20 protein-coding genes and 1 tRNA gene are annotated in these 22,453 nt (G+C 71.5%); 6 read left to right on the forward strand and 15 right to left on the reverse strand.

Translation table 11 applies throughout. The annotated features are described in order from the left end of the window. Positions 1–112: 112 nt before the first annotated feature. The 7 genes from ACT2CW_RS01360 to ACT2CW_RS01390 form a co-directional block, all read right to left on the reverse strand. Positions 113–1,984 (reverse strand): BTAD domain-containing putative transcriptional regulator, encoded by a 1,872-nt coding sequence (locus ACT2CW_RS01360; protein WP_445515220.1) that lies wholly within the window; start codon positions 1,982–1,984, stop codon positions 113–115. 86 nt (positions 1,985–2,070) lie between these two features. Then, the gene (locus ACT2CW_RS01365) at positions 2,071–2,799 is read right to left on the reverse strand and encodes an IclR family transcriptional regulator (protein WP_233362007.1); all 729 of its coding nucleotides are present in this window, start codon (positions 2,797–2,799) and stop codon (positions 2,071–2,073) included. A gap of 4 nt (positions 2,800–2,803) precedes the next feature. Then, a complete protein-coding gene (locus ACT2CW_RS01370; protein ID WP_138916059.1) occupies positions 2,804–3,547 on the reverse strand; it encodes a thioesterase II family protein in 744 nt (247 codons plus the stop codon). 156 nt (positions 3,548–3,703) lie between these two features. Continuing rightward, on the reverse strand, positions 3,704–4,513 hold the full coding sequence (locus tag ACT2CW_RS01375) for a LuxR family transcriptional regulator (protein ID WP_086884556.1): 810 nt from the start codon (positions 4,511–4,513) through the stop codon (positions 3,704–3,706). Between the two features lie 114 nt (positions 4,514–4,627). Beyond that, complete coding sequence (locus tag ACT2CW_RS01380) at positions 4,628–5,356, reverse strand: DNA-binding response regulator (RefSeq protein WP_445515221.1); 729 nt, start codon at positions 5,354–5,356, stop codon at positions 4,628–4,630. A 651-nt stretch (positions 5,357–6,007) separates the two neighbouring features. Next, positions 6,008–6,265 (reverse strand): LysR family transcriptional regulator, encoded by a 258-nt coding sequence (locus ACT2CW_RS01385; protein WP_014061570.1) that lies wholly within the window; start codon positions 6,263–6,265, stop codon positions 6,008–6,010. A 387-nt stretch (positions 6,266–6,652) separates the two neighbouring features. Further along, a tRNA-Thr gene (locus ACT2CW_RS01390) sits at positions 6,653–6,725 on the reverse strand. Positions 6,726–6,902: 177 nt separating this feature from the next. Here ACT2CW_RS01390 and ACT2CW_RS01395 point away from each other — a divergent pair. The 3 genes from ACT2CW_RS01395 (at position 6,903) to ACT2CW_RS01405 (ending at position 9,665) form a co-directional block, all read left to right on the forward strand. After that, on the forward strand, positions 6,903–8,039 hold the full coding sequence (locus tag ACT2CW_RS01395) for an ABC transporter ATP-binding protein (protein ID WP_445515665.1): 1,137 nt from the start codon (positions 6,903–6,905) through the stop codon (positions 8,037–8,039). A 323-nt stretch (positions 8,040–8,362) separates the two neighbouring features. Beyond that, on the forward strand, positions 8,363–8,782 hold the full coding sequence (locus tag ACT2CW_RS01400) for a hypothetical protein (protein WP_020870433.1): 420 nt from the start codon (positions 8,363–8,365) through the stop codon (positions 8,780–8,782). Between the two features lie 82 nt (positions 8,783–8,864). Next, the gene (locus tag ACT2CW_RS01405; RefSeq protein WP_445515222.1) at positions 8,865–9,665 is read left to right on the forward strand and encodes a nucleotidyltransferase family protein; all 801 of its coding nucleotides are present in this window, start codon (positions 8,865–8,867) and stop codon (positions 9,663–9,665) included. A gap of 476 nt (positions 9,666–10,141) precedes the next feature. On the opposite strand, the gene ACT2CW_RS01410 is transcribed toward ACT2CW_RS01405, so the two are convergent. From ACT2CW_RS01410 to ACT2CW_RS01435, 6 genes are all read right to left on the reverse strand, one after another. Next, positions 10,142–11,890 carry a DoxX family protein gene (locus ACT2CW_RS01410; RefSeq protein ID WP_445515223.1) on the reverse strand — a complete coding sequence of 583 codons (1,749 nt, stop codon included), beginning with the start codon at positions 11,888–11,890 and terminating at the stop codon, positions 10,142–10,144. Positions 11,891–12,151: 261 nt separating this feature from the next. After that, entirely contained in the window at positions 12,152–13,102 is a 951-nt protein-coding gene (gene rlmB / locus ACT2CW_RS01415) for a 23S rRNA (guanosine(2251)-2'-O)-methyltransferase RlmB (protein WP_138915058.1), read from the reverse strand. Positions 13,103–13,253: 151 nt separating this feature from the next. Continuing rightward, positions 13,254–14,651: a cysteine--tRNA ligase gene (gene cysS, locus ACT2CW_RS01420; protein WP_164435522.1), complete on the reverse strand. Its 1,398-nt coding sequence runs from the start codon at positions 14,649–14,651 to the stop codon at positions 13,254–13,256. 194 nt (positions 14,652–14,845) lie between these two features. After that, positions 14,846–15,343, reverse strand: coding sequence for a 2-C-methyl-D-erythritol 2,4-cyclodiphosphate synthase (gene ispF / locus ACT2CW_RS01425; protein ID WP_445515224.1), 498 nt, complete (start codon positions 15,341–15,343; stop codon positions 14,846–14,848). After that, entirely contained in the window at positions 15,333–16,127 is a 795-nt protein-coding gene (gene ispD / locus ACT2CW_RS01430) for a 2-C-methyl-D-erythritol 4-phosphate cytidylyltransferase (RefSeq protein ID WP_445515225.1), read from the reverse strand. The genes ispF and ispD overlap by 11 nt, the downstream gene beginning before the upstream one ends. A gap of 323 nt (positions 16,128–16,450) precedes the next feature. Beyond that, positions 16,451–16,933 carry a CarD family transcriptional regulator gene (locus ACT2CW_RS01435; RefSeq protein ID WP_009716930.1) on the reverse strand — a complete coding sequence of 161 codons (483 nt, stop codon included), beginning with the start codon at positions 16,931–16,933 and terminating at the stop codon, positions 16,451–16,453. A 665-nt stretch (positions 16,934–17,598) separates the two neighbouring features. Here ACT2CW_RS01435 and ACT2CW_RS01440 point away from each other — a divergent pair. Next, positions 17,599–18,318, forward strand: coding sequence for a DUF461 domain-containing protein (locus ACT2CW_RS01440; RefSeq protein ID WP_445515226.1), 720 nt, complete (start codon positions 17,599–17,601; stop codon positions 18,316–18,318). A gap of 237 nt (positions 18,319–18,555) precedes the next feature. On the opposite strand, the gene ACT2CW_RS01445 is transcribed toward ACT2CW_RS01440, so the two are convergent. Next, positions 18,556–19,236: a response regulator transcription factor gene (locus ACT2CW_RS01445; protein ID WP_037960596.1), complete on the reverse strand. Its 681-nt coding sequence runs from the start codon at positions 19,234–19,236 to the stop codon at positions 18,556–18,558. Next, entirely contained in the window at positions 19,233–20,519 is a 1,287-nt protein-coding gene (locus tag ACT2CW_RS01450) for a sensor histidine kinase (protein ID WP_445515227.1), read from the reverse strand. The genes ACT2CW_RS01445 and ACT2CW_RS01450 overlap by 4 nt, the downstream gene beginning before the upstream one ends. Before the next feature lie 324 nt (positions 20,520–20,843). On the opposite strand from ACT2CW_RS01450, the gene phoU reads away from it, so the two are divergent. Together phoU and ACT2CW_RS01460 are read left to right on the forward strand one after the other, a co-directional pair. After that, complete coding sequence (gene phoU / locus ACT2CW_RS01455; RefSeq protein ID WP_164435532.1) at positions 20,844–21,521, forward strand: phosphate signaling complex protein PhoU; 678 nt, start codon at positions 20,844–20,846, stop codon at positions 21,519–21,521. Between the two features lie 485 nt (positions 21,522–22,006). Next, entirely contained in the window at positions 22,007–22,237 is a 231-nt protein-coding gene (locus ACT2CW_RS01460; protein WP_164435534.1) for a hypothetical protein, read from the forward strand. Positions 22,238–22,453 lie beyond the last annotated feature (216 nt).

Below are 22,453 nucleotides of genomic sequence, written 5' to 3' on the forward strand. Positions count from 1 at the left end.
GCGTCTCGAGCCGGATCGGCCGGGTCCCGGGCCCGCCAAGGACCACCCGGGGCCCGGCCACCGCCAGGACCGCCTGGGGCCCGGCCCGGATCAGCCCGTACGGCCGCCCGGATCAGCTCGTACCGCCGCCCGGCGGTGACTGCGGCCCCGGTCCGCGGCCCCGCTGCTCACGGGCGAACAGCCACACCAACGGGCGGTACCGGTACCGCAGTTGGTCCCCGTCAGCGATGATGTCCAGCAGGCGGACCTCCGAGATCGACTCCAGTACGTCCTCGGCCCGCCCCTCCGGCCACCGCAGCTCCACGGCCGCCTGACGCGCCGTGAACGCGGAGCACCCGTCCCGGTACGCCAGCACCCGGAACGCGTACCGGGCCGTCGGCGCCAGCCGGGCGTGACAGCGGCTCAGGGTCGCCCGTACGTCGAGGCTGCCCAGGGACAGCTCGCCCAGCCGCCGCTCCGCGGGCGCCAGCCGGTCCGCCAGATGCGCCAGCCGCCACTGCGGATAGGCCGCCAGCCGCGCCGCGCAGATCCGCAGCGCCAGCGGAAGCCCGTCGCACCGCGCCACGATCCGGTCGGCCGCGTCCGGCTCCGCCGCCACCCTCCCGGGCCCGGCGAGTGCCGCCAGCAGCAGCCGCCCCTCCGCGGCGTCCAGCGGATCGAGCCGCACCAGGCGCGCCCCCTCCACCGAGGCGAGCGAGGAGTGACCGGTGATCAGCGTGCGACAGCCGTCGCCGTTCACCAGCAGCGGGCGCACCTGGCGGTCCTCGACCGCGTTGTCCAGCACCACCAGCGCCCGGCGGCCGGCCAGCCGGCTGCGGTACAGCTGCGCCCGTTCGTCCAGGGCGGCGGGCAGATCGTGATGGCCGACGCCGAGCGCCCGCAGGAACCAGCCGAGCACGTCCAGCGGATCCTTGGGCCCGCCGTCCTCCTCCCTCAGGTCGGCGTACAGCTGCCCGTGCGGAAAGTCCGCGCGGCAGCGGTGCGCGGCGTGCACCGCCAGCGCCGAGGTGCCCGTCCCCGGAGCGCCGGTCAGCACCGTCGCCCCGCCGCGCCCGAGGGCCCGCAGCCCGTCCGACACCATCGCGAGCTGCTCGGCGCGCCCGCTCAGATCGGCGATGTCGGTCGGCAGCATGGCGGGCATCAGACCGGCCCAGATGTCCCCGGCCATCGGCTCGGGCCCGGGGGCGCCCGCCCGGCCCGCCTTGTGCAGCCGCACCCGGACCGGCTCCGGGGCGGCGGGGCCGGGCAGATCGCCGCGCAGCACACCGTGGTGGACGTGGCGCAGCCCCGCGCCGGGGTCCATCCCGAGCTCGTCGCGCAGCACCCGCCGGCCACGCTCGTAGACCGCCAGCGCGTCCGCCCGCCGGTCGCACCGGTACAGGGCGGTCATCAACTGCCCGCGCAAGCCCTCCCGGAGCGGATGCTCGGCCACCAGCCGGGTCAGTTCGGGCACGGACCGGGCGTGCCGGCCCAGCGCCAGCTCCGCCTCCAGGCGGTGCTCCACCGCGCTGATCCGGGCCTCCTCCAGCCGCGGCAGCTCGGTCTCCTCCAGGAAGCCGGTCACATCCGACAGGGCGGGCCCCCGCCACAGCGCCAGCGCGGTGTGCAGCCGCTCGGCGGCGTCCGCGTACCGGCCGTCGGCGAGTTCACCGCGCCCCTGCTCGGCGAGGCGCTGGAACTCCTCCCAGTCGAACCGCGCCCCGCTGTGGTCCATGGCGTACCCCGGGCCCCGGCGGACCAGCTGGAGCCAGGGGGCGCAGCGCTTGCGCAGCCGCGAGATATGGGTGTAGAGCTGCGCGGTCATCGTGACCGGCGGATTGCGCCCCCACAGCAGCTCGCTGAGCCGGTCGTCCGAGACCACCCGGCCGCCGGACAGCAGCAGAGCGGCCAGCACGGTCCGCTGTTTGGCGCCGTCGACGGGCAGCAGCAGCCCGTCCACGCGCACCTCCACCGGCCCCAGGATTCCGAACTCCACCTGCCGCACAGCTGCCTCCCCACGGCCTCGGTGTCGTTCGGCCCGACCACCCCCGCCCTCGTTCGTCCCACCCCCGCCCCGCCGTCCGCGGGACGTCAGCAACCTGACAACTCGGCGATCCGCACCGCCGCGTCGATCGCCTCACAGCCGAGCTGATGCCCCGGGTTGCGGCTCACCCGGCTGATCGGCCCGGAGAGCGACAGCGCCGCGACCACCCGCCCCTCCGGGGAGCGCACCGGCGCCGATACGGTCGCCATGTCCGGCTCCCAGCCCCCGACGCTCTGGGCCCAGCCCCGCCGCCGTACGCCGGAGAGCATGGCCGCGGAGAACCGGGCCCCGCGCAGCGCCTCGTACAGCACCTCGGGTTCCTCCCACGCGAGCAGCACCTGGGCCACCGCACCGGACTTCATGGGAAACGCGGTGCCCACCGGCATCGGCTCACCGCCCAGCACCTCGGAGGAGGCCACACAGATCCGCATCCGGCCGCGGCGCCGGTGGAGCCGGGCGCTCGTCCCGGTCCGGGCGCTCACCTGCGCCAGCACCGGGCCCGCCTGGGCCTTCAGCCGGTCCTGGCGCGCCTCGACGACCATGTCGCCCAGCCGGGGCCCGAGCGCGAAGCGCCCCTGCCCGTCGCGGGCGACCAGTCTCAGCCGCTCCAGGGCCACCACCAGCCGGTGCACGGTGGGCCGTTTCAGACCGGTGTCGGAGACCAGCCGGGCCAGTGTGGCGGGGCCGCTCTCCAACACGCCCAGCAGCAGCGACGCCTTGTCGAGCACGCCCACTCCGCTCATCTGCGGCGGTGAGGTCATCGTCGAGTGGGCCATGAGGTCAACCCAGATGCGCGGCGAGCGCGCGGACGACGGCGTCGCGCTGCTCCACCAGGTAGAAGTGGTTCCCCGGCAGCACCCGCAGTTCGAAGCCCGCCGGTGCCACCTCGCCCCAGGCGGCCATGTCCTCCGCCGTGATGTGCGGGTCGCCGTCCCCGACATGGGCCACCACCGGGCAGCCGACCGGCACCGCGGTACGGGGGCCGTACGTCCCGACCGCCTTGAAGTCCGCCCGGAGCGCGGGCAGCACCACCTCGCGCAGATCCGGGTCGTCCAGCAGCTCGCCGTCGGTGCCGCCGAGCCCCCGCACCTCCTCCAGCAGCGCCTCGTCGCCGTCCAGGTAGGTGGCCTGGGGCGTCAGCTCGTGCGGGGCCTTCCGGCTGGAGACGAAGAGCGCCTGGGGGAGGATGCCGTACCGGCTCTCCAGCCGCAGCGCGACCTCGTACCCCACGGACGCGCCCATGCTGTGGCCGAAGAGGGTCAACGGCACGTCCGCGAAGGGCAGCAGGGCCGCCGTGACCTCGTCCGCGAGATCCTCGATGCGGTCGATGCCCGGCTCGGCGAGCCGCTCCTGCCGGCCCGGATAGCGCGTGGCCAGCACTTCCACCCCGTAGTCGAAGGCGGTCCCCCAGCCGTGGAAGAACCCGGCGGATCCCCCCGCGTGTGGCAGGCAGACCAGCCGCCTGCGCGGTGCCGCCCCGGTCCCGTATCTGCGGAACCACTTGCTGTCGATGCCGACGGCCATCGTCTCCACGCCCCTCCCCGTCATCGTCGGCCGATCCCCCGTCGCCCTGGTGACCCGCCCGCACTCCTTGCGGCCAGTTCTAGCCGCGCCCCGATGCACCGGGCAACGGCCGGTCATGAAGCTGCCATTGGGCCGCTGAAAAGAATGCGATGGCTGTCACCGCCGCTCCCCGGCGGATTGCGAGATGAGCAGACCGAGTTCCGCGGCGCGCACCCCGGCCTGAAATCGTGAATTCGCCCCGAGTAATGCCATGATCTCCGCGACATATCTTCGGTAGGTGCGCACGGACATCGCGAGTTCCCGAGCCGCGACCTCGTCGGTCACCCCGGCCCGCAGCCGCTCGAGTATCTGCTGTGCGATATCCGCCCGCGTCTTGTCGCCGAATTCGATGCGGTCGGAGACCTCGACCGCGTTGCGCCACACCCCGTCGAACAGCGCGACCAGGGGCTGGATGACACCGGGGGCGCGGACCACCGAGGCCCGGCGGCCGGCCACCGACGCGGCGCACACCAGCGCGTGCTCATTGTCGGCGATCACGGCGACCAGCGCGGGGATCCGGGCCACCCGGGTCCGTACCCGCGGTTCGGCGGCGTGCGCCGAGACGAACCGCCAGTCGAGCGTCGAGGGCGTGCACAGCAGCCGCACCCGGGAGGTCTTCCGCGCCGTACCGGACAGCAGCGCGGTCAGGGCGCCGTGGACCGCCTCGGAGTACCCGGGCTCCGCGGCGAGCACCACGTCCACGCGCTTGGCCGCGTCCGTGACCAGCCGCGCCGCCGTCTCGACGGCGTCCTCATGGGCGTCGACGACGTCCACCATGGAGTCGCGGTGCAACTGATTACGGCGTCTGTCCACCGTGGACGCGAGGAGCGCGCTGACTTCCAGCAGCTCCCGTTCGAATTCATCGGCGGCCTCGACCGGAACGAGGTCCACCTCTCGACGGCTGCTGCCCGAAGAGCTCTCGGGCACCCCGGATGGCACACCACTCACCCCCGCGTGAGTTCTGCTTCGCGTATCAACCGCGGAACACCCACTCGTGTCCGCCCATCGGCACGGCCCGCCCCGTACCGCGTCACTCCACGGTCAGTCGGCCGTCGACAGCAGGCCGAGCTCGACCGCTCGCACCCCTGCCTGGAACCGGGAACTGGCCCCCAACGCCCGCATGATCTCCGCGACATGGCGCCGGTAGGTGCGTAACGACACCTCGACCTCACGTGCCGCGACATCGTCGGTGTAGCCCTTGCAGAGCCGCTCCAGGATGCGCCGGGCGGACTCGGTCCGCAGCCGCTCGCTGATCCAGCGGTGCTCCGCGAGGCGCACCGCGCCCGACCACGCACCGGCGAACAGCAGATCCAGGGCCCGGACGGACGCCGTGTCCTCGATGACCGACACCACGTCCCCTCCGCCGCGCTCCACGGAGGACCGGACCATGGCCACGCTGCCGTCCACGATCAGCATCTCCATGACCGCGTCGACCACCTTGACCTGCGTGTTCACACCGCCTTCCACGGCGGCCCGGGTCGCCGGGTCGGCGAGCGCGTCAGGAGTGCACAGCAGCCGCACCGGAATGCGCCCATGGCCCGGCCCGGTCAGCCGGCGCAGCGCCGACACCATGACCTCGGCCCGGTCGCCGCCGGCGGGGAGCGCGATGCTGATGCCGTGCCGGGCCCGGTCGACGAGCCCCTCCACGGCATGTCCGACGGCCGCGTCATTCCCCTTCATCGTCACCACGGCGTGCCGGGCCACGGTGCGGCGGTGCAGATTCACCGTCGAATCGATCAATTTACGGGCCTGGAGCAGTGCCTGCACCACGCCGTCTCGCCCCGGTTCGGGACCACAGGCTCCCGAAGCCGCGCTTACCGCCGCCGGTTCCCCCGCTCTCGCGGAAACAGGCGCCATCGCCAAACCTGTCACGCTTTACCCCCGTTATGACACAACGATCACCAGCGGACATCGGACCGGTAGGTCCGGGATGCGGCTGGGAGGTTGAAGTGAGTGACCATCCCCCTGAATGGCCAGGTATGTTCCGTTCGCCAAAGGTTGAAAGGCGGAACACTTCAATTATCGATGCGCGGCCGACAGTAGTTCCCACTCCTACGCCAGTCAACGCGTTTGAGTCGGCCCAGAAAGAGTAGGCGCGCCTCCCCCCTTATCGGCCCCCTCGATCCCCCGCGCGGACCCCCGAAGTTGTCAGCTAGCTGTAGGGCGGCCCCCGGGCTCCCCCGCCTCTGACGTCGTGATCATCACTGTACGCATCGGTCCGGAGGCTTTCAGCGAGCGTCCCGGGTTGTTTCTGTCCTGTTACTGCCAGCCAACGCAGGGAATCGGAGAATGACTCCGACAAGCCGCGAACCAGCGGGTCATACCGCTCCAAATCCATGTGGCGATCATTCACATGAGGAGTTCCTCATTCCTGAGTGACCGCCGCCACAATCCGGGCCGAAGTGGCGATTGCAGCATGCGTCAGGCCGCCGCGCAGACGCCCTTCATGCTGTCGATCAGCGCGAGCACCGCCCGCGCGGACGGAAGAATCATGCGACCTTCCCTGGTGAGCTGGGCACCGGTGGAGTCGCGGGTGAAAAGCTTGGTGCCCAGCATCTGTTCCAGGCACTTGATCTGGTAACTAATGGCCGGTTGTGAATAGCCGAGCGCCTTGGCCGCCTGATCCATACGCCCTATCTCAGCGATGGAAACGAAAGCGCGGAACTCCCGCTCATGCATTTTGCCCCCTGTCCGGCGGCCATCATCCGATGGCCGTCGAGAACCCGTCCACGAGATGGCACGGGTTATCCGATCCGTCGAGACCATATCAACGTACTCAATCTTGGAAGGCAACATCCGGTGCAGGAAGCTGCAATGCGACGGGCCGCGCAGACTTCACAAGAGCGGAACATGCTGCAACGCCGGAGGTGAAGAACCCGGCCCCGATGAAAGTTCACCCGCCGTTCACGGCGGTGGCGGTCCACGTGGCGGCCCACAGGGGCGGGCGGTCGCGAGGACGAGAAGGAGGAGGCGGGGAGAGAGGCGGCGGGGGGAGAAGAGGTGGGGAGAGATGGCGAACGCCCCGGAGGGCAGACCGTCCGGGGCTTCTTCCCTGCTCGGGCTCAGAGCCGACTGTCGGGTTCGAACCGACGACCTTCGCTTTACAAGAGCGGTGCTCTACCAGCTGAGCTAAGTCGGCGTCCCCCGTAGTGTACCCGGCCCCGGGGGGTGATCCGTTCGAAAATTCCCGGGTCCTGGCTAGAGACATGGCCACCCTCGCCGGTATAGCGTCACGCCAATCCACCTCCGGTGGACTAGACCCCCTCCTTTACTCGGATCGTCCGGCACGTTCCTGCCGGTGAAGGGACAGATCACCATGGCCACCGTCACGTACGACAAGGCAACCCGGGTGTACCCGGGCACCGAGAAGCCCGCCGTCGACCAGCTCGACATCGGCATCGAGGACGGCGAGTTCCTCGTCCTCGTCGGCCCCTCCGGCTGCGGGAAGTCGACCTCCCTGCGGATGCTCGCGGGGCTCGAGGACGTCAACGGCGGAGCCATCCGGATCGGGGACCGCGACGTCACCCATCTGCCGCCGAAGGACCGGGACATCGCCATGGTGTTCCAGAACTACGCGCTGTACCCGCACATGACCGTCGCCCAGAACATGGGCTTCGCGCTCAAGATCGCCGGCGTCAACAAGACCGAGATCCGGCAGAAGGTCGAGGACGCGGCGAAGATCCTGGACCTCACCGAGTACCTGGAGCGCAAGCCGAAGGCGCTGTCCGGTGGTCAGCGGCAGCGTGTCGCGATGGGCCGGGCGATCGTCCGGGAGCCGCAGGTGTTCCTCATGGACGAGCCGCTGTCCAACCTGGACGCCAAGCTGCGTGTGCAGACGCGTACCCAGATCGCCAGCCTCCAGCGGCGGCTGGGCATCACCACGGTGTACGTCACCCACGACCAGGTCGAGGCCATGACCATGGGCGACCGGGTGGCGGTGCTCAAGGACGGGCTGCTCCAGCAGGTCGACTCACCGCGCAGCATGTACGACCGCCCCGCCAACCTCTTCGTCGCGGGCTTCATCGGCTCGCCCGCGATGAACCTGGTCGAGGTGCCGATCGCCGACGGCGGTGTGAAGTTCGGCAACAGCCTCGTCCCGGTCTCGCGTGAGGCGCTGAGCGCCGCGTCCGACAAGGGTGACCGCACGGTCACCGTGGGCGTCCGGCCCGAGCACTTCGACGTGGTCGAGCAGAACGGCGGCGCCGCGCAGGGCCTCACCAAGGCGTCCGACGACGCCCCGGCCGGTCTCGCCGTCACCGTCAACGTCGTCGAGGAGCTCGGCGCCGACGGTTACGTCTACGGCACCGCCGAGGTCGGCGGCGAGGTCAAGGACCTGGTCGTCCGCGTGAACGGGCGCCAGGTGCCGGAGAAGGGCGCGCAGCTGCACGTCGTGCCGCGGCCGGGCGAGACCCACGTCTTCTCGACCTCGTCCGGGGAGCGGCTCAGCGACTGAGGCCGCTGAACCGTCAGTTCGTACCGACGGCGCCGTTCGTCCGCTTCCCGCGGACGGGCGGCGCCGTCGCGTTGGGTGGGGGCGGAGCGAGTGTGCCGCGGTGTTGCGTTGTCGATAAATTCCCCGACATTTCGAGCATTTCGCCCCCGAGCGTCAACTCCCCGAACACCAAGAGTGGGTTTCCATCACCCGGCCTGGTGACGGAATGTCGCCAAATCGTCGCTCCTCGCTACGATCACGGCGTACCGCGGTTCCGTACCGCAGTTCCGTACCGCAGTTCCGTACCACCCACTCCGTACCACCCACCCGCGAGGAACCAGCCCGTGAACCACGCAGCCCGCCGCATCGGCAGAACGCTCGCCCTCGTCCTCCCCGTCGTGCTCGTCCTCTCCGGCACCCTCGCGGTCACCCGCGTCCCCTGGGCCTCGCCGAGCGCCGAGTCGCAGATCCTCACCGCCTCCTCCGACCGGGCGTCCACCCATGCCACCCACCGGGCGCCGCATGAGCTGCTGCGGGACCGGCTGCTCGCCGAGCTCCAGGAGAAGAACCCGTCCGTGGCGCTCACCCACCTCCAGGTGGCGACGGCCGAACGGCCCTCGCTGGCCAAGCACTGCGCCTCCATCGCCCGTGCGCTCGGCCGCGCGGCGGTCGCCAAGTACGGCGGTGTGAGCCGCGCCCAGGCGTACGCACGGCCCGTCTGCGACACCTCGTTCGCGTCCGGGACCACCCAGGCGTACCGCTGACCGCGTCCCCCGCCGTCCCGCCGGGGCCCTTCCCACCCTCGTTCGCCCTTCGGCGGTCCCCGCACCGCATATGGTGCGGTTCATGAGCGATGACGACGAGCGCAGGCCCGGGCCTCACCACCAGACCGCGCGCCCCACACAGGCCGTCGTCCTGGCCGGAGGCCAGGGCTCACGGCTGCGTCCGTACACCGACGACCGCCCCAAGCCGATGGTCGAGATCCCGGGCACCGGGACTCCGATCATCGGCCACCAACTGGCCTGGTTGGCCGCCGAGGGCGTCACCGACGCCGTGGTCTCCTGCGGCCACCTCGCCGCCGTCCTCCAGGACTGGCTCGAGGCGGCGGAGCTGCCGCTGCGGGTGCGGACCGTCGTCGAGAAGGAGCCGCTGGGGCGCGGCGGCGGCCTGAAGTTCGCCGCCGCCAGGCTCCCGGAGCCCGACCAGCCCTGGTACGCCACCAACGGCGACATCTGGACCCGCTTCTCGCTCCGCGACATGGCGGACTTCCACGACGAGCGCGGCGCCACCGCCACGCTGGCGCTCGCCCGGCCGCGCATTCCGTGGGGGGCGGTGGAGACCAATGAGTTCGGCCACGTCCTGGACTTCATCGAGTCGCCGCCCTCGCCGTACCTCATCAACGCGGGCGTCTACGTCTTCTCCGCCGCGTTCACCACGCTGCTGCCCGACCGGGGCGACCACGAACGCACCACCTTTCCGCGGCTGGCGCGGGAACGCCGGCTGGCGGGCTTCCCGCTGCCGCAGGGGGCGTATTGGCGGGCCATCGACACCGCGAAGGATCTGACCGAGGCAGCCAAGGAACTGGCCGCGGGCCCCCCACCCCACGGCCACGGCCCCTTCGGCACGACCCCTGTGCCACACGCCTGACCCGCGGGCGCGCCACGCGGCACAGACAGGGCTGCCCCCCGCTGGCCGCGGGCGGTACTGGGCTCTACGGCTCGGGGCCGGAGCCCTTCCCGACAGCGCCTGCGGCGGGCTGCTCCCCTCCCCGCCCCTCCCCGAAACTGGGGCTCCGCCCCAGACCCCGGGGGTCCAGGAAAGCCCCGCACGCGGCGGAGCCGCATACCGGGCGTGCTGGCCCGGCAGGGGGTGGCCGGGGCTCTGCCCCCGGACCCGGGGTCCAGGGGCGGAGCCCCTGGTTACGGGAAGGGGCGGGTAGGGGAAAGACCCGCCCACCCCGCCATCACCACGAGCCAGCACACCACGGGATGTCCGGGGCCCACCCCCGAGCCCGGGGTCCAGGGGCGGAGCCGCTACCACGCGGCGGAGCCGCATATCGGCGCTGCGGGAAGAGGCGGGTAGGGGAAAGACCCGCCGGGCAACGCTAGGCGCGGGGGGCGTTTTCAGCCGAGGAGGCCGCCCAGGGCGGCTTCCTCGGCGGCCGGGTCGCTGTAGTTGTATGCGTTGTCCTCCGGCGGCCCGCCCTCCGGGCCCCCCGCGGACAGGCCACCGCCGGCCCCACCCAGCGAGGACGGGCCCGGCGCCGTCGGGTCGAGGGGGTGGCGCGGGGAGCGGGGGGTGGTGCCCAGGCCCGGGCGGGGCCGGGAGGCACCGCTGGGGCGGCCGGACGTACCGGACGCCGAATCCGTCGCGCTCGGCACCCCGGACGAGGACGTCGACGCCGAGGAGTCCGACGCGGACGGCCGGGGACGGTGCGACAGCCGCTCACGCGGCGACGGCGCGCCCGCCGTGCCACCGCCCGCGCCCACCGTCCCGCGCTGCCCGCCACGCGGACTCTCCGCGGGCTTGCTGGGCAACGGTGAGCCGGGCAGATGGTTCGTCGGCATATCGCTCGGCTCCGGCGCCTTCACGACCTCCGAGGACCGCACCGCGGCCCCCAGCATCGAGCCCACCAGCAGCGTCAGCCCGGCGACCACCATCGCCATCACCCCGCCGCGGCGCAGCACCCGGCGCCGCAGCTCCCACAGTTCGGCCCGGGGGCCGAGCCGCCGCCACGCCTCCCCGGCGAGGCGGCCGTCCACCGAGTAGACCGGCGCGCCCGCGATGATCAACGGGCTCCAGGCGGCGAGGTAGATGATGTCGGGCGCGTCGTAGACCGGCACCGTGCGCCAGCTCACGGTGACGATCAGCGCGGCGGACAGCAGCGCGCCGAACGAGGCGGCCAGCCGCTGCCACAGCCCGAGCACGGTCAGCACCCCGACCACGATTTGCAGGAACGCCACGGTCAGCCCGGCGCCCACCGGATGCTCCAGCGCCAGGTCGCGCAGCGGCTCGGCGATCGGCCAGGGGTGCAGCCTGCGCAGCCAGGTGACCATCGAGCCGCGCTCGCCGCCGTCGAAGTAGACGGGATCGGAGAGCTTGCCCATGCCGCCGTAGATGGAGATGAAGCCGAGGAAGATGCGCAGCGGGAGCAGGACGACGCCGAGGTTCATCCGGCGCCCGGGGTAGTAGGCGTGGCGTACGGACTCGGAGTGGCGGCGCGGACGCGGAACCGCGGCCCCCCGCGACTCGCCTCGCGGCTCCTCCCGTTCGCCGTCGAGGGCGCCCGACCGTCCGGAGGACGCGCCGTGCCGCTCCGCAGCGGCTGCCCTGGCCACCGCGCTCGCCCCGCCCGCCTCGTGCGGTCCGTCCGCGCCCGGACGCCGCCGCCCACCGGACGACCCGCCGGATGACCGGGGCACGGACTCCGTCCGCGGGTTGCGCGGGCCGATGACCGTGGGCGCCGTGTCGTCGTCGAGGGCGATCCTCGGCAGCACCTGCGTGGCGCCCACGTCCTCGGCGCCCTCGCCCGCCCGGGAACGGCCCAAACCGTCGCTCAGGCCATCGGACAGACTGTCGGTCAGACCCTCGGAGGAGTACCGCACGGCCTGGAGCAGCCGGGTCGCCGCGGTGTCCCCGCCAGGGCGGGTACGGCCGCTCCACACCACGGGCGGCCGACGCCGGCCGGGGGCCGGGACGCGGGCGAGCCGTGCCCTGTCCGTCAGCGTGTTGCTGACGACCGGGACGCTGAGCTGCACCCGGAAGCTCGGGGCATTGACGGCGACCTGCGCCGGATCGCATGGCACCTTGGCCATGGTCAGCTGTGGTTCGTCGTCGAATCCCCCCGCGCGTCCCGCCAGGGGCGAAGGCATGCGGGCTTTTCTGGTCTCCACGCCCAACTAACCGAGTGACGGACGGGAAAGACACTGCCGGGGACGTCCCGATCTGTCCGAGGCCCGTCAAGATCATCGGTCAGGGACGCGCCCAGCGGCGGCGACCGCTCACTCCAAGGCCACGCCCGGCGGCGGCAACCGCTCACACCAGAGTCACGCCCGGCGGCGGCAACCGCCCACACCAGGGTCACGCCCGGCGGCGCACCACTCACTCCACGGTCAGCCCCGCCGCCGTACCGCCTACGCCCGCCGCCGCGCCGCCTCGTACAGCACGACCCCCGCCGCCACACCCGCGTTCAGCGACTCCGCGCCACCCGGCATCGGAATCCGCACCCGCAGATCGCAGGTCTCGCCCACCAGCCGCGACAGCCCCTTGCCCTCGCTGCCGACGACGATCACGACCGGGCCGTCCAGCACCTCGAGGTCCTGGAGCTCGACATCGCCGTCCGCCGCCAGCCCGACCACCGTCAGGCCCGCCTTCTGATAGCCCTCCAAGGTCCGGGTGAGGTTGGTCGCGCGGGCGACCGGGGTGCGGGCGGCGGTGCCCGCGGAGGTCTTCCAGGCGCCCGCGGTCATCCCGGCAGCGCGCCGCTCCGGTACCACCACGCCATGGCCGCCGAAGGCGGACACCGAGCGGACCACCGCGCCCAGGTTGCGCGGATCCGTGACGCCGTCGAGGGCGACGATCAGCGGGTCCTCGCCCTCGTCGAAGGCGGCCGCGCTCAGGTCCTCGGGGTGGGCGTACTCGTACGGCGGGACCTGGAGCACCAAGCCCTGGTGGTTCAGCCCGTTCGTCATCCGGTCCAGCTCGGCCTTGGGCGCCTCCATGAGGTGGATGCCGCCGCGGTCGGCCGCAATCTTCAGCGCCTCGCGCACCCGGTCGTCGCTGTCGACGAACTGCTGTACGTACAGCGTGTTCGCCGGAACGCCCTCGCGCAGCGCCTCGACCACCGGGTTACGGCCCACCACCAGCTCGTTCGTGCCCTTGCCGCCGCGCCGCGGAACGGGGCGCTTGGCGGCCTGGCGGGCGCGGGCGTTGGCCATCCGCTGCTTGGCGTGCCCCTTGCGCATCTCGGCGGGCGGGGTCGGCCCCTTGCCCTCGAGGGAGCGGCGCCGCTTACCGCCGCTGCCGACCGTCGCGCCCTTCTTGTTGCTGGTACGGCGGTTCCTGCGCTGGCTGTTGCCGGCCATGAATGTCACCTGTCTCTTCACTGCTCAGCGCTGCTCGGCAAACGGCAACGGCAACGGAAAACGTCGAACGCCACACGCCTCTGCGGTCGTACGGTCGTATGTACGGTCACAAGTGTGCCGCCCAACGCGGTGGGCGGCACAAACAGCCAGGTCAGCGGGTGCCCAGCTCCCAGCGCGGCCCGGACGGGGTGTCCTCGATCAGCAGCCCCGACTGCTGGAGCTGATCGCGGATCGCGTCCGCCGTCGCGTAGTCCTTACGGGTCCGCGCGGCCTGCCGCTGCTCCAGGACCAGCCGGACGAGGGAATCGACCACGCCGTGCAGATCCTCACCCCGGTCCGAACCGCCCGCCCAGTGCTCATCGAGCGGATCGAGGCCCAGCACCCCCAGCATGGCCCGCACCTCGGCGAGCCGGGCGACCGCCGCCTCCTTGTCGTCGGCGGTCAGGGCGGAGTTCCCCTGGCGGACGGTGGTGTGGACGACCGCGAGCGCCTGCGGCACCCCGAGGTCGTCGTCCATCGCCTCGGCGAAGGCGGGCGGCACCTCGGCGGCGGGCTCCACGTTCCCGGCCTTCTCCACCACGCGCTGGACGAAGCCCTCGATCCGCGCGAACGCCGACTCGGCCTCGCGCAGGGCCTCCTCGCTGTACTCGATCATCGACCGGTAGTGCGGGGTGCCCAGGTAGTAGCGGAGCACGATCGGACGCCAGCGCTTGACCATCTCGGAGACCAGCACCGAGTTCCCGAGCGACTTGCTCATCTTCTCGCCGCTCATGGTCACCCAGGCGTTGTGCGCCCAGTAGGCGGCGAAGTCGTCGCCGAACGCCTTGGCCTGCGCGATCTCGTTCTCATGGTGCGGGAAGATCAGGTCGACGCCGCCGCCGTGGATGTCGAAGGCGCGCCCGAGGTACTTGTGCGCCATCGCCGAGCACTCCAGGTGCCAGCCGGGACGGCCGCGCCCCCACGGGGTCTCCCAGCTGGGCTCCCCCGGCTTCGCCGCCTTCCACATGGCGAAATCGCGCTGGTCGCGCTTGCCGGTCTCACCCTCGCCCGAGGGCTGCCGCAGTCCGTTCAGATCCTGGTTGGAGAGCTTCAGATACTCGGGGAACGAGCGCACATCGAAGTAGACATTGCCCTCGGCGGCATACGCATGACCCCGGTCGATCAGCTCCCGCATCATCTCGATCATCTCGGGGACATGACCGGTCGCCCGCGGCTCATACGTGACGGGCAGGCAGCCGAGGATGTCGTACGCCTGGTTGAAGGCGCGCTCGTTCTCGTAGCCGATCGCCCACCAGGGGCGCTTCTGCTCCGCCGACTTGGCGATGATCTTGTCGTCGATGTCCGTGACATTGCGGATGAACGTCACGTCATAGCCGCGGTGGGCGAACCAGCGGCGCATGATGTCGAAGTTCAGCCCCGACCTGATGTGCCCGATATGCGGGGCCGCCTGCACGGTCGCGCCGCACAGGTAGATCGAGACGCAGCCCGGCGTGAGCGGGATGAAGTCACGGATCTGCCGGGCGCTGGTGTCGTACAGGCGAATAGTCACGCATCAAGGGTAGTGGGAAGAGAACGGTGCCCCGTGCCCCTTCCCCCACGGGGACACAGAAGCGTGACACTCGGGACGCGCGTGACACTCCGGACGCGCCCGCACGCCCATCCCCGAGCACCGGGCGGCGCCGCCACCGCGGCGCCCGCGCGCCCGGTGCGGACCACCGGTCGCCGCTACCGCTGCCGCCACTGCTACCGCTGCCGCCGGAACACCAGCGCCGTCGCGATCGCCGCGAGCCCCTCCGCGCGGCCGGTCAGCCCCAGCCCGTCCGTGGTGGTACCGGACACCGAGACGGGGGCGCCCACGGCCGCCGTCAGCGCCTTCACCGCCTCGTCGCGCCGTTTGCCGATCTTCGGGCGTACGCCGATCACCTGGATCGCCACATTGCCGATCTCGAAGCCCGCGTCCCGGACGATCCGGGCCGCCTCGGCGAGCAGCGTGGTGCCGGCCGCGCCGGACCACTCTGGGCGGCCGGTGCCGAAGTGGGCGCCGAGATCGCCGAGCCCGCCGGCGGAGAACAGCGCGTCACAGGCGGCGTGCGCAGCCACATCGCCGTCGGAGTGCCCGGCGAGCCCGTACTCCTCGCCCTCCCACAGCAGCCCGGCGCACCACAGCTCACGGCCCTTCTCGAAGGCGTGCACATCGGTGCCGATGCCGACCAGGGGGAGCATCGCCGCGTCAGAAGCCATCGTTCGCCCTCCTGCGGGCCAGAACCGCCTCGGCCAGCACCAGGTCCAGCGGCCGGGTCACCTTGAACGCCTCCTCATGGCCGGGGACGACCACGACCTCGACGCCGAGCCGCTCGACCATGCCCGCGTCGTCCGTGGCGCCCTCGCCCTCCAGGGTGATCTTCTCGTGGGCGGCCACGAGCGTGGCGCGGTCGAAGCCCTGCGGGGTCTGGACGGCGCGCAGCAGGGCGCGCGCGGGGGTGCCGACCACCGGCTCGGGCTCACCGGCCCGCTCCCCGGTGCGCGGATCGACCTGCTTCACGGTGTCGGCCAGCGGCAGCGCCGGGACGACGGCGGGCGCCCCGTCCCGTACGGCGGCGACGACCGCGTCCACCGTGTCCACGGGCACCAGCGGCCGCGCCGCGTCGTGCACCAGCACGGTGGTGACGGTCCCGGGGACGGCGGCCAGCCCCTTGCGCACCGACTCCTGGCGGGTCTCGCCGCCGGGCACGACGACCACCTCGGTGGTGTCGCCGAGGCTGCCGCTCAGCGGATACGCGTCCAGCAGCCGCCGCACCTCGTCGGCGCCGTCCGGCGGGGCGACCACGACGACGAGGGAGACAGAGCGGGATCCGGCCATCGCCCGTACGGCGTGGACGAGCATGGGCGTACCGCTCAGCGGGCGCAGCGCCTTGGGGGCGCCCGGGCCCAGCCGCACTCCGCGGCCCGCCGCGGGGATCACGGCGGCGGTGCGGGCGGTTCGCCCGGACGCGCCGGAGCCGCCGTGATCCGGTGTTGCGGACATTGAGTTGGCGTTCAGGTTTGCTTCCTCAGCCGAAATGGGTATGGCCACAGCGTGCCGGGCGCGATGCCCCGACCGGCCCCTTCCGTGACGACTGGTCGAGCCAGCTGCCCGGGCCCGGCACACCTACACCGCGCACCGTGCGCGCGGTGGCGCATCGGCAACCAGGTGCGATGACCGGGGGTTCAGAGATCGCTCGCGGGATCAACGGGATCAAACTCGGGGGATCAATGACGTCCGGCACGTACGCATGCCGCAGCGCCCGGCGACAGACGATTTAGCGGGAATTCACGTCTGAGTCACTCGGGCACCACGGCATTGATGTGTCAGGACGCGAGAACCTCGTCGAGCAGGGCCTCGGCCTTGTCCTCGTTGGTGCTCTCGGCGAGGGCGAGCTCGCTCACCAGGATCTGGCGGGCCTTGGCGAGCATGCGCTTCTCACCGGCGGAGAGTCCGCGCTCACGCTCTCGGCGCCACAGGTCACGCACGACCTCGGCAACCTTGATCACATCGCCGGAGGCGAGCTTCTCGAGATTTGCCTTGTAGCGACGGGACCAGTTCGTCGGTTCTTCCGCATACGGTGCGCGCAGCACCTCGAAGACACGGTCCAGCCCGTCCTGGCCGACCACATCACGCACACCGACGAACTCCGCATTGTCCGCCGGCACACGAACCGTCAGGTCACCCTGGGCGACCTTCAGCACCAAGTAGGTCTTGTCCACGCCTTTGATCTGACGAGTTTCGATGGCCTCGATCAGCGCGGCCCCGTGATGGGGATAGACCACGGTGTCGCCAACCTTGAACGTCATGTGACAGGTACCCCTTCCGTGGCTATCCAGGGTAACACGGGAACGCCTTCTTCTGAATGGCGTTTTCGCAGGTCAGGGCATATCTCGGGGCTTGACAAGTGCGGCAGGGACGTGCTGCACGAGGTCTGCGGAACCGGGTATTCGCAGGTGGGAGCGGCTGTCCGGGTACCCCGAAACCCGCCCGTTACGCGCCCGAAGAAGCCCGGACGAGTGGCCGTACGTCCCGTTTTGCCGGAGTCCAGTCGATGGACTTCCGCTACTCCGTTCGGATCAGGAGCGAGGGATCCGGCCCCGATTCGCGAATTGATCACGGAGTTGATCACGCACGGCGGATCAAGTCCGTGATCAATTCTCGGACATGCGTGGATTCCTTACCGATAATCTCCCGCGCGGCCGGTCGAGACGATATTCGGGAGTTCGGGACGGCGCCGTACGGACCGCGTAACGCACCCGGGAAGCGCGCCCCGGCCATGTCCGAACCGCGCCGGAACCACGCCCGAACCACGCCCGAACCACGTCCGAACCCCACCGGAACCGGCAGCGTACGGGCCTGCCACCCCGGGGCCGGTCGCCTTGGGGCGGGTCGGGTGCGGGCCGAAGAGGGCGGATCGGTAATCTAAGCGCGCTGATCCAACCTTTACCTCGTCCTAGGAGATGCCGCCGCCGTGAGCAGCAGCCTTCGACGCGGCGCCCTCGCCGCAGCCGCCATCGTGGTCTCGGTCGCCCCGCTCTCCGCCTGCGGAGCCGGGAACGACGCGCAGACGCTGGGGGTCAAGCCCGACAACGCCGCGACGTCCGTCGGGGACATCAAGATCCAGAATGCCACGGTGGTGACCCAGCCGGACCGCACGGCCAAGGGCCCGGCCGTCGTCACCGGCCGGATCTTCAACAACGGCAAGAACGACCAGACCGTCAAGGCCATCACCCTCCCCGGCACCAGCGCTCGGGTGAAGCTGTCCCCGGCCAAGGGCAAGGGCGCGGTCGTGGTGCCGCACGGCGGCTCGGTGGCCTTCGGCGGCGAGGGCAACGCCTCCGCCGTCATCAGCGACGGGCGCGAGGCCACCCAGGACGGCAACGCGCAGCGGGTCGTCTTCGACCTCAGCTCGACCGGCAACGTCCCGATCACCGCGTTCGTGGTCCCGGCGAAGAGCTACTTCAAGGGCTGGGGCCCGTCCGAGCTGCCGACCGCCAAGCCGTCGGGCTCGGCGACGCCCAGCGGCAAGCCGAGCGGCACGCCGAGCGGGACGCCCACCGGCACCGCCAGTGGTAAGCCCAGTGGCACCCCGTCCGGCACGGCGAGCGGCCGGCCCGGCGGCGAGGAGAGCAGCGGCGCCCCCAACGGCATCGCCTCCGGCGAGCCCAACCCGAACGGCGGCGGTCACTGAGACCCGGCCCTCGGGTCTCCGAGACCCGCCCAGGCATGCGCGAGGGCGGCCCTGGACCTTTCCAGGGCCGCCCTCGCGCATGAGCCGCCTGCCACGGCTCACCCGAGCCGATCGGTCTCTTTACGGCTCGAGCCCCCTTCCGCGTGCGCCCCTCGCGCCGCTCGGCCCTGGCGGGCCTCACGGGCTTCGGCACGCTGTGCCGGACTCCGTCCGGCGGTCCGGGGCTCAGGCCCGGTTTTACGGCTCGAACTTGTAGCCCAGACCCCGCACCGTCACCAGGTACCGAGGCGCGCCCGGATCGGGCTCGATCTTGGCCCGGAGGCGCTTGACGTGGACGTCGAGGGTCTTGGTGTCGCCCACGTAGTCCGCGCCCCAGACGCGGTCGATCAGCTGCATACGGGTCAGCACCCGGCCCGCGTTGCGGAGCAGCATCTCCAGCAGGTCGAACTCCTTCAGCGGGAGGTCCACCTTGCCGCCGCCGACCGTGACCACGTGCCGGTCGACGTCCATCCGGACCGGTCCGGCCTCCAGGGCGGCCGGGGTGACCTCCTCCGGCTCGCCACGGCGGCGCAGCACGGCTCTGATCCGGGCGACCAGCTCGCGCGAGGAGAAGGGCTTGGTCACATAGTCGTCCGCGCCTATTTCCAGCCCGACCACCTTGTCGATCTCGCTGTCCTTGGCGGTGACCATGATCACCGGGACATTGGACCGGCCGCGCAGCTGACGGCAGACCTCCGTACCGGGCAGGCCCGGCAGCATCAGGTCGAGCAGCACCAGATCGGCGCCGTTCCGCTCGAACTCATCGAGCCCCTCGGGGCCGGTGGTCGCGATCGCGACCTCGAATCCCTCCTTGCGAAGCATGTACGACAGCGCGTCGCTGAACGATTCCTCGTCCTCGACGACCAGAACTCGGGTCACGGAAGGACCTCCGGGGCTGAGAGTGGTTCATTGGTGAAGGTCTCGTACGGCCGGCCGTGGTCCTCGCCGTCGAGGTCTCCGGTGTCGTACGACTCGCTCGACTCGCTCCGCGAGCGGTCCCGGTCCCGCGCCGCACCGGCTTCCGGGAGTCTCAGGGTGAAGGTGGAGCCCTGTCCCTCGGCGCTCCACACGGTGACCTCCCCGCCGTGCGAGGCGGCCACATGTTTGACGATGGCGAGCCCGAGCCCGGTCCCGCCGGTCTGCCGCGAGCGGGCCGGGTCGACCCGGTAGAAGCGCTCGAAGATCCGCTCGCGGTCCTTCTCGGAGATGCCTATGCCCTGGTCGGTCACGGCGATCTCGATCAGGTCCCCGCCGGTCGCGGGGATGCGGCGGGCGGCGATGCCGACGCGGGTGCGGGCCGGGCTGTAGTTGACCGCGTTCTCGACGAGATTGCCGAGCGCGGCGGCCAGCTGGCCCCGGTTGCCCCAGACGTGCAGATCGGCGGTGCCGCCCGTGGCCATCGTGATCTGTTTGGTGCCCGCCTGGTGACGGCACCGGTCGATGGCCTCGGCGACGAGCTCGTCCACCCGGACCGGCTCGGCGTCCTCCAGCGGGTCGTCGTTCTGCACCCGGGAGAGGTCGATGAGCTCCTGGACCAGGCTGGTCAGGCGGGTGGCCTCGACCTGCATCCGCCCGGCGAAGCGGGTGACCGCCTCCGGGTCGTCGGACGCGTCCATCACGGCCTCGGACAGCAGGGACAGCGCGCCGACCGGGGTCTTGAGCTCATGGCTGACGTTGGCGACGAAGTCGCGTCGTACGGCCTCGATCCGGCGGGCCTCGGTGAGGTCCTCCACGAGCAGCAGGACCAGCCGGGAGCCCAGCGGGGCCACTCTCGCGGAGACCGCGAGCGCGTCGCCGCCCCGGCCGGTGCCACGGCGCGGCAGATCGAGCTCGATCTGCCGGATCTCGCCGTCCCGCCGGGTGTCGCGGGCCATCGCCAGCATCGGCTCGATGGCCAGCTTGCCGCCGCGCACCAGGCCCAGCGCATACGCGGCCGAGCTCGCCTTGACGACGGCGTCCGCTTCGTCGAGGACGACGGCCGAGGAACGCAGCACCGACAGCACTGTGTCCACGCCGGGCGGCAGCACGGCATCGGTATGCAGCGAGGAGCGCGTAGGCTTCGCCTGTTCACGCTCGCTCCAGCGGAACGCCAGCATGGCGATGACGCCGGTGCACAACCCGGCGAGCGCCGCCACTGCGGCGATCGCCGCGTTCACGTTCATGCGTCCAGGTTATGCGGGCGGCGAGACCCCTCCACAGCCCCGTGACGATCCCCTCGGTCAGACGTTGCCGAGAGTTCATCGAGGAGTCGGTATCGGTTCACTCCGGACGTTTCGTCGAGCGGGTGTCACACGAGGCGGCCGGGGCTGCGTTGCCGAGAGTTCACCTGTGCATCAGGTGTGATTAACGCCCGATGCCGGAAGCGGACGCGTTTCGGCCGGAGCGTGGAAGTGTGGGGCCCCGGGGCATGAGCCACGGAGGACTGCCAGGAAACCTGTCAGAGCCTGTCAAAGATCGTCACCGAGAGTCAGTGAAAGAGGTCAGTGATGCGGGACGCGTACCACGAGGAGCTTGATTCGATCGGGGACGGCCTGGTCGACATGGCCCGGCTCGTCGGTTCGGCCATCGGCCGTGCCACCACTGCCATTCTCGACGCGGACCTCAAGCTCGCCGAGAGCGTCATCGCCGCCGATGAGAAGGTCGATGATCTTCAGCGGGATCTGGAGGGACGGGCGATAGCCCTGCTCGCCCGGCAGCAACCGGTCGCCACCGATCTGCGGATCGTGGTGACCAGCCTGCGGATGAGCGCCGACCTGGAGCGCTCCGGCGACCTCGCGCAGCACGTCGCCAAGCTGGCCCGGCTCCGCTTCCCGGTCTCGGCCGTGCCGCACGATCTGCACGCCACGATCCTGGAGATGGGCCAGCTCGCCCAGCGGCTGATGGCGAAGGCCGCCGAGGTCATCATCACCAAGGACGTCGACCTCGCCCTCCAGCTGGAGCAGGACGACGACGCGATGGACCTGCTGCACCGCACCCTCTTCCAGCACCTGATGGACGACCGCTGGAAGCACGGCATCGAGACGGCCGTGGATGTCACGCTGCTGGGCCGCTACTACGAGCGGTTCGCGGACCACGCGGTCTCGGTCGCCAAGCGCGTGGTCTACCTGGTCACCGGTGAGCACGCCGACGAGATGTCCCCGCAGGGGGACGTCGAGGGGGCGTGACCGTCACGGGGGCGTGCCCGCCGAGTGGGCGTGACCGCCGAAGGGGCGCGGGCGGCTACGGGGCGTGAGCGTCTGCGACGGTGTGCATCAAAGCGCCGTCGACGCGCCCCTGCGCTCGGCCGCCGGGTCGTCGGCACCATGAGCAGCAGGTGACGTGACCCCTCCCGAGGAGGAGACGCATGGCGGACCTCTCGAAGCCCGATCCCGCTCCGACCCACCCCGTCGGCGCATGCGGCTGCGGCTCGGGCTGCGGCTGCGGCTGTCAGTCCGGCGGCCCGTGCCAGTGCGGCGGCAACTGCGGCTGACCGGCGCGACCGATACGAACCGCGCATACGAACCGCGTATACGAACCGCGTATACGAACCGCACAACAGAGGGCCTGGGACCGATGACCGGTCCCAGGCCCTCGCGCGTCGGCCACGGATTCCTCGGCATCACGTCCCGCCCGAGGTGCGGTCGGCGCCGTAAGCGGCGAGCCTGGACCTATGGAGGACAAGACCCCGGCCCCGCCTCGCGTCGAGGTGGACGAACCGCTGGACGGCCGCCGCCGTGTGCTGATCGACGGCGCCGACGTCGGAGTGGTGGTGAGCCCGGACGAGCTCCGGCGGCTCCTGCACCGCGCGGGTGTGATGGAAGAGGACGCGCCCCTCGACAACCCCGAGCTGATCGAGTGGAACGGCGGCGGCCCCGACGACTGGCCAGCCGCGCCCAGATGACACACCGCCCGGCTTACGTACACGCCCGGCTGACGCACGCGCCCAGATGACGTAGCCGAGACGACAAAACCGCCACAACGTCCGGCGCCGGTCCCTCCCCTCGTGGGGACCGGTGCCGAACGCTGGAGCGGTGCCGATCCGCGCCGTACGGGTGCGGATCAGGGGCCGGATCCGTGGTCGATACGACCGCCGTCCCCGAGGGGTACGGCTTCACGG

Source organism: Streptomyces sp. NEAU-174, from assembly GCF_052665095.1.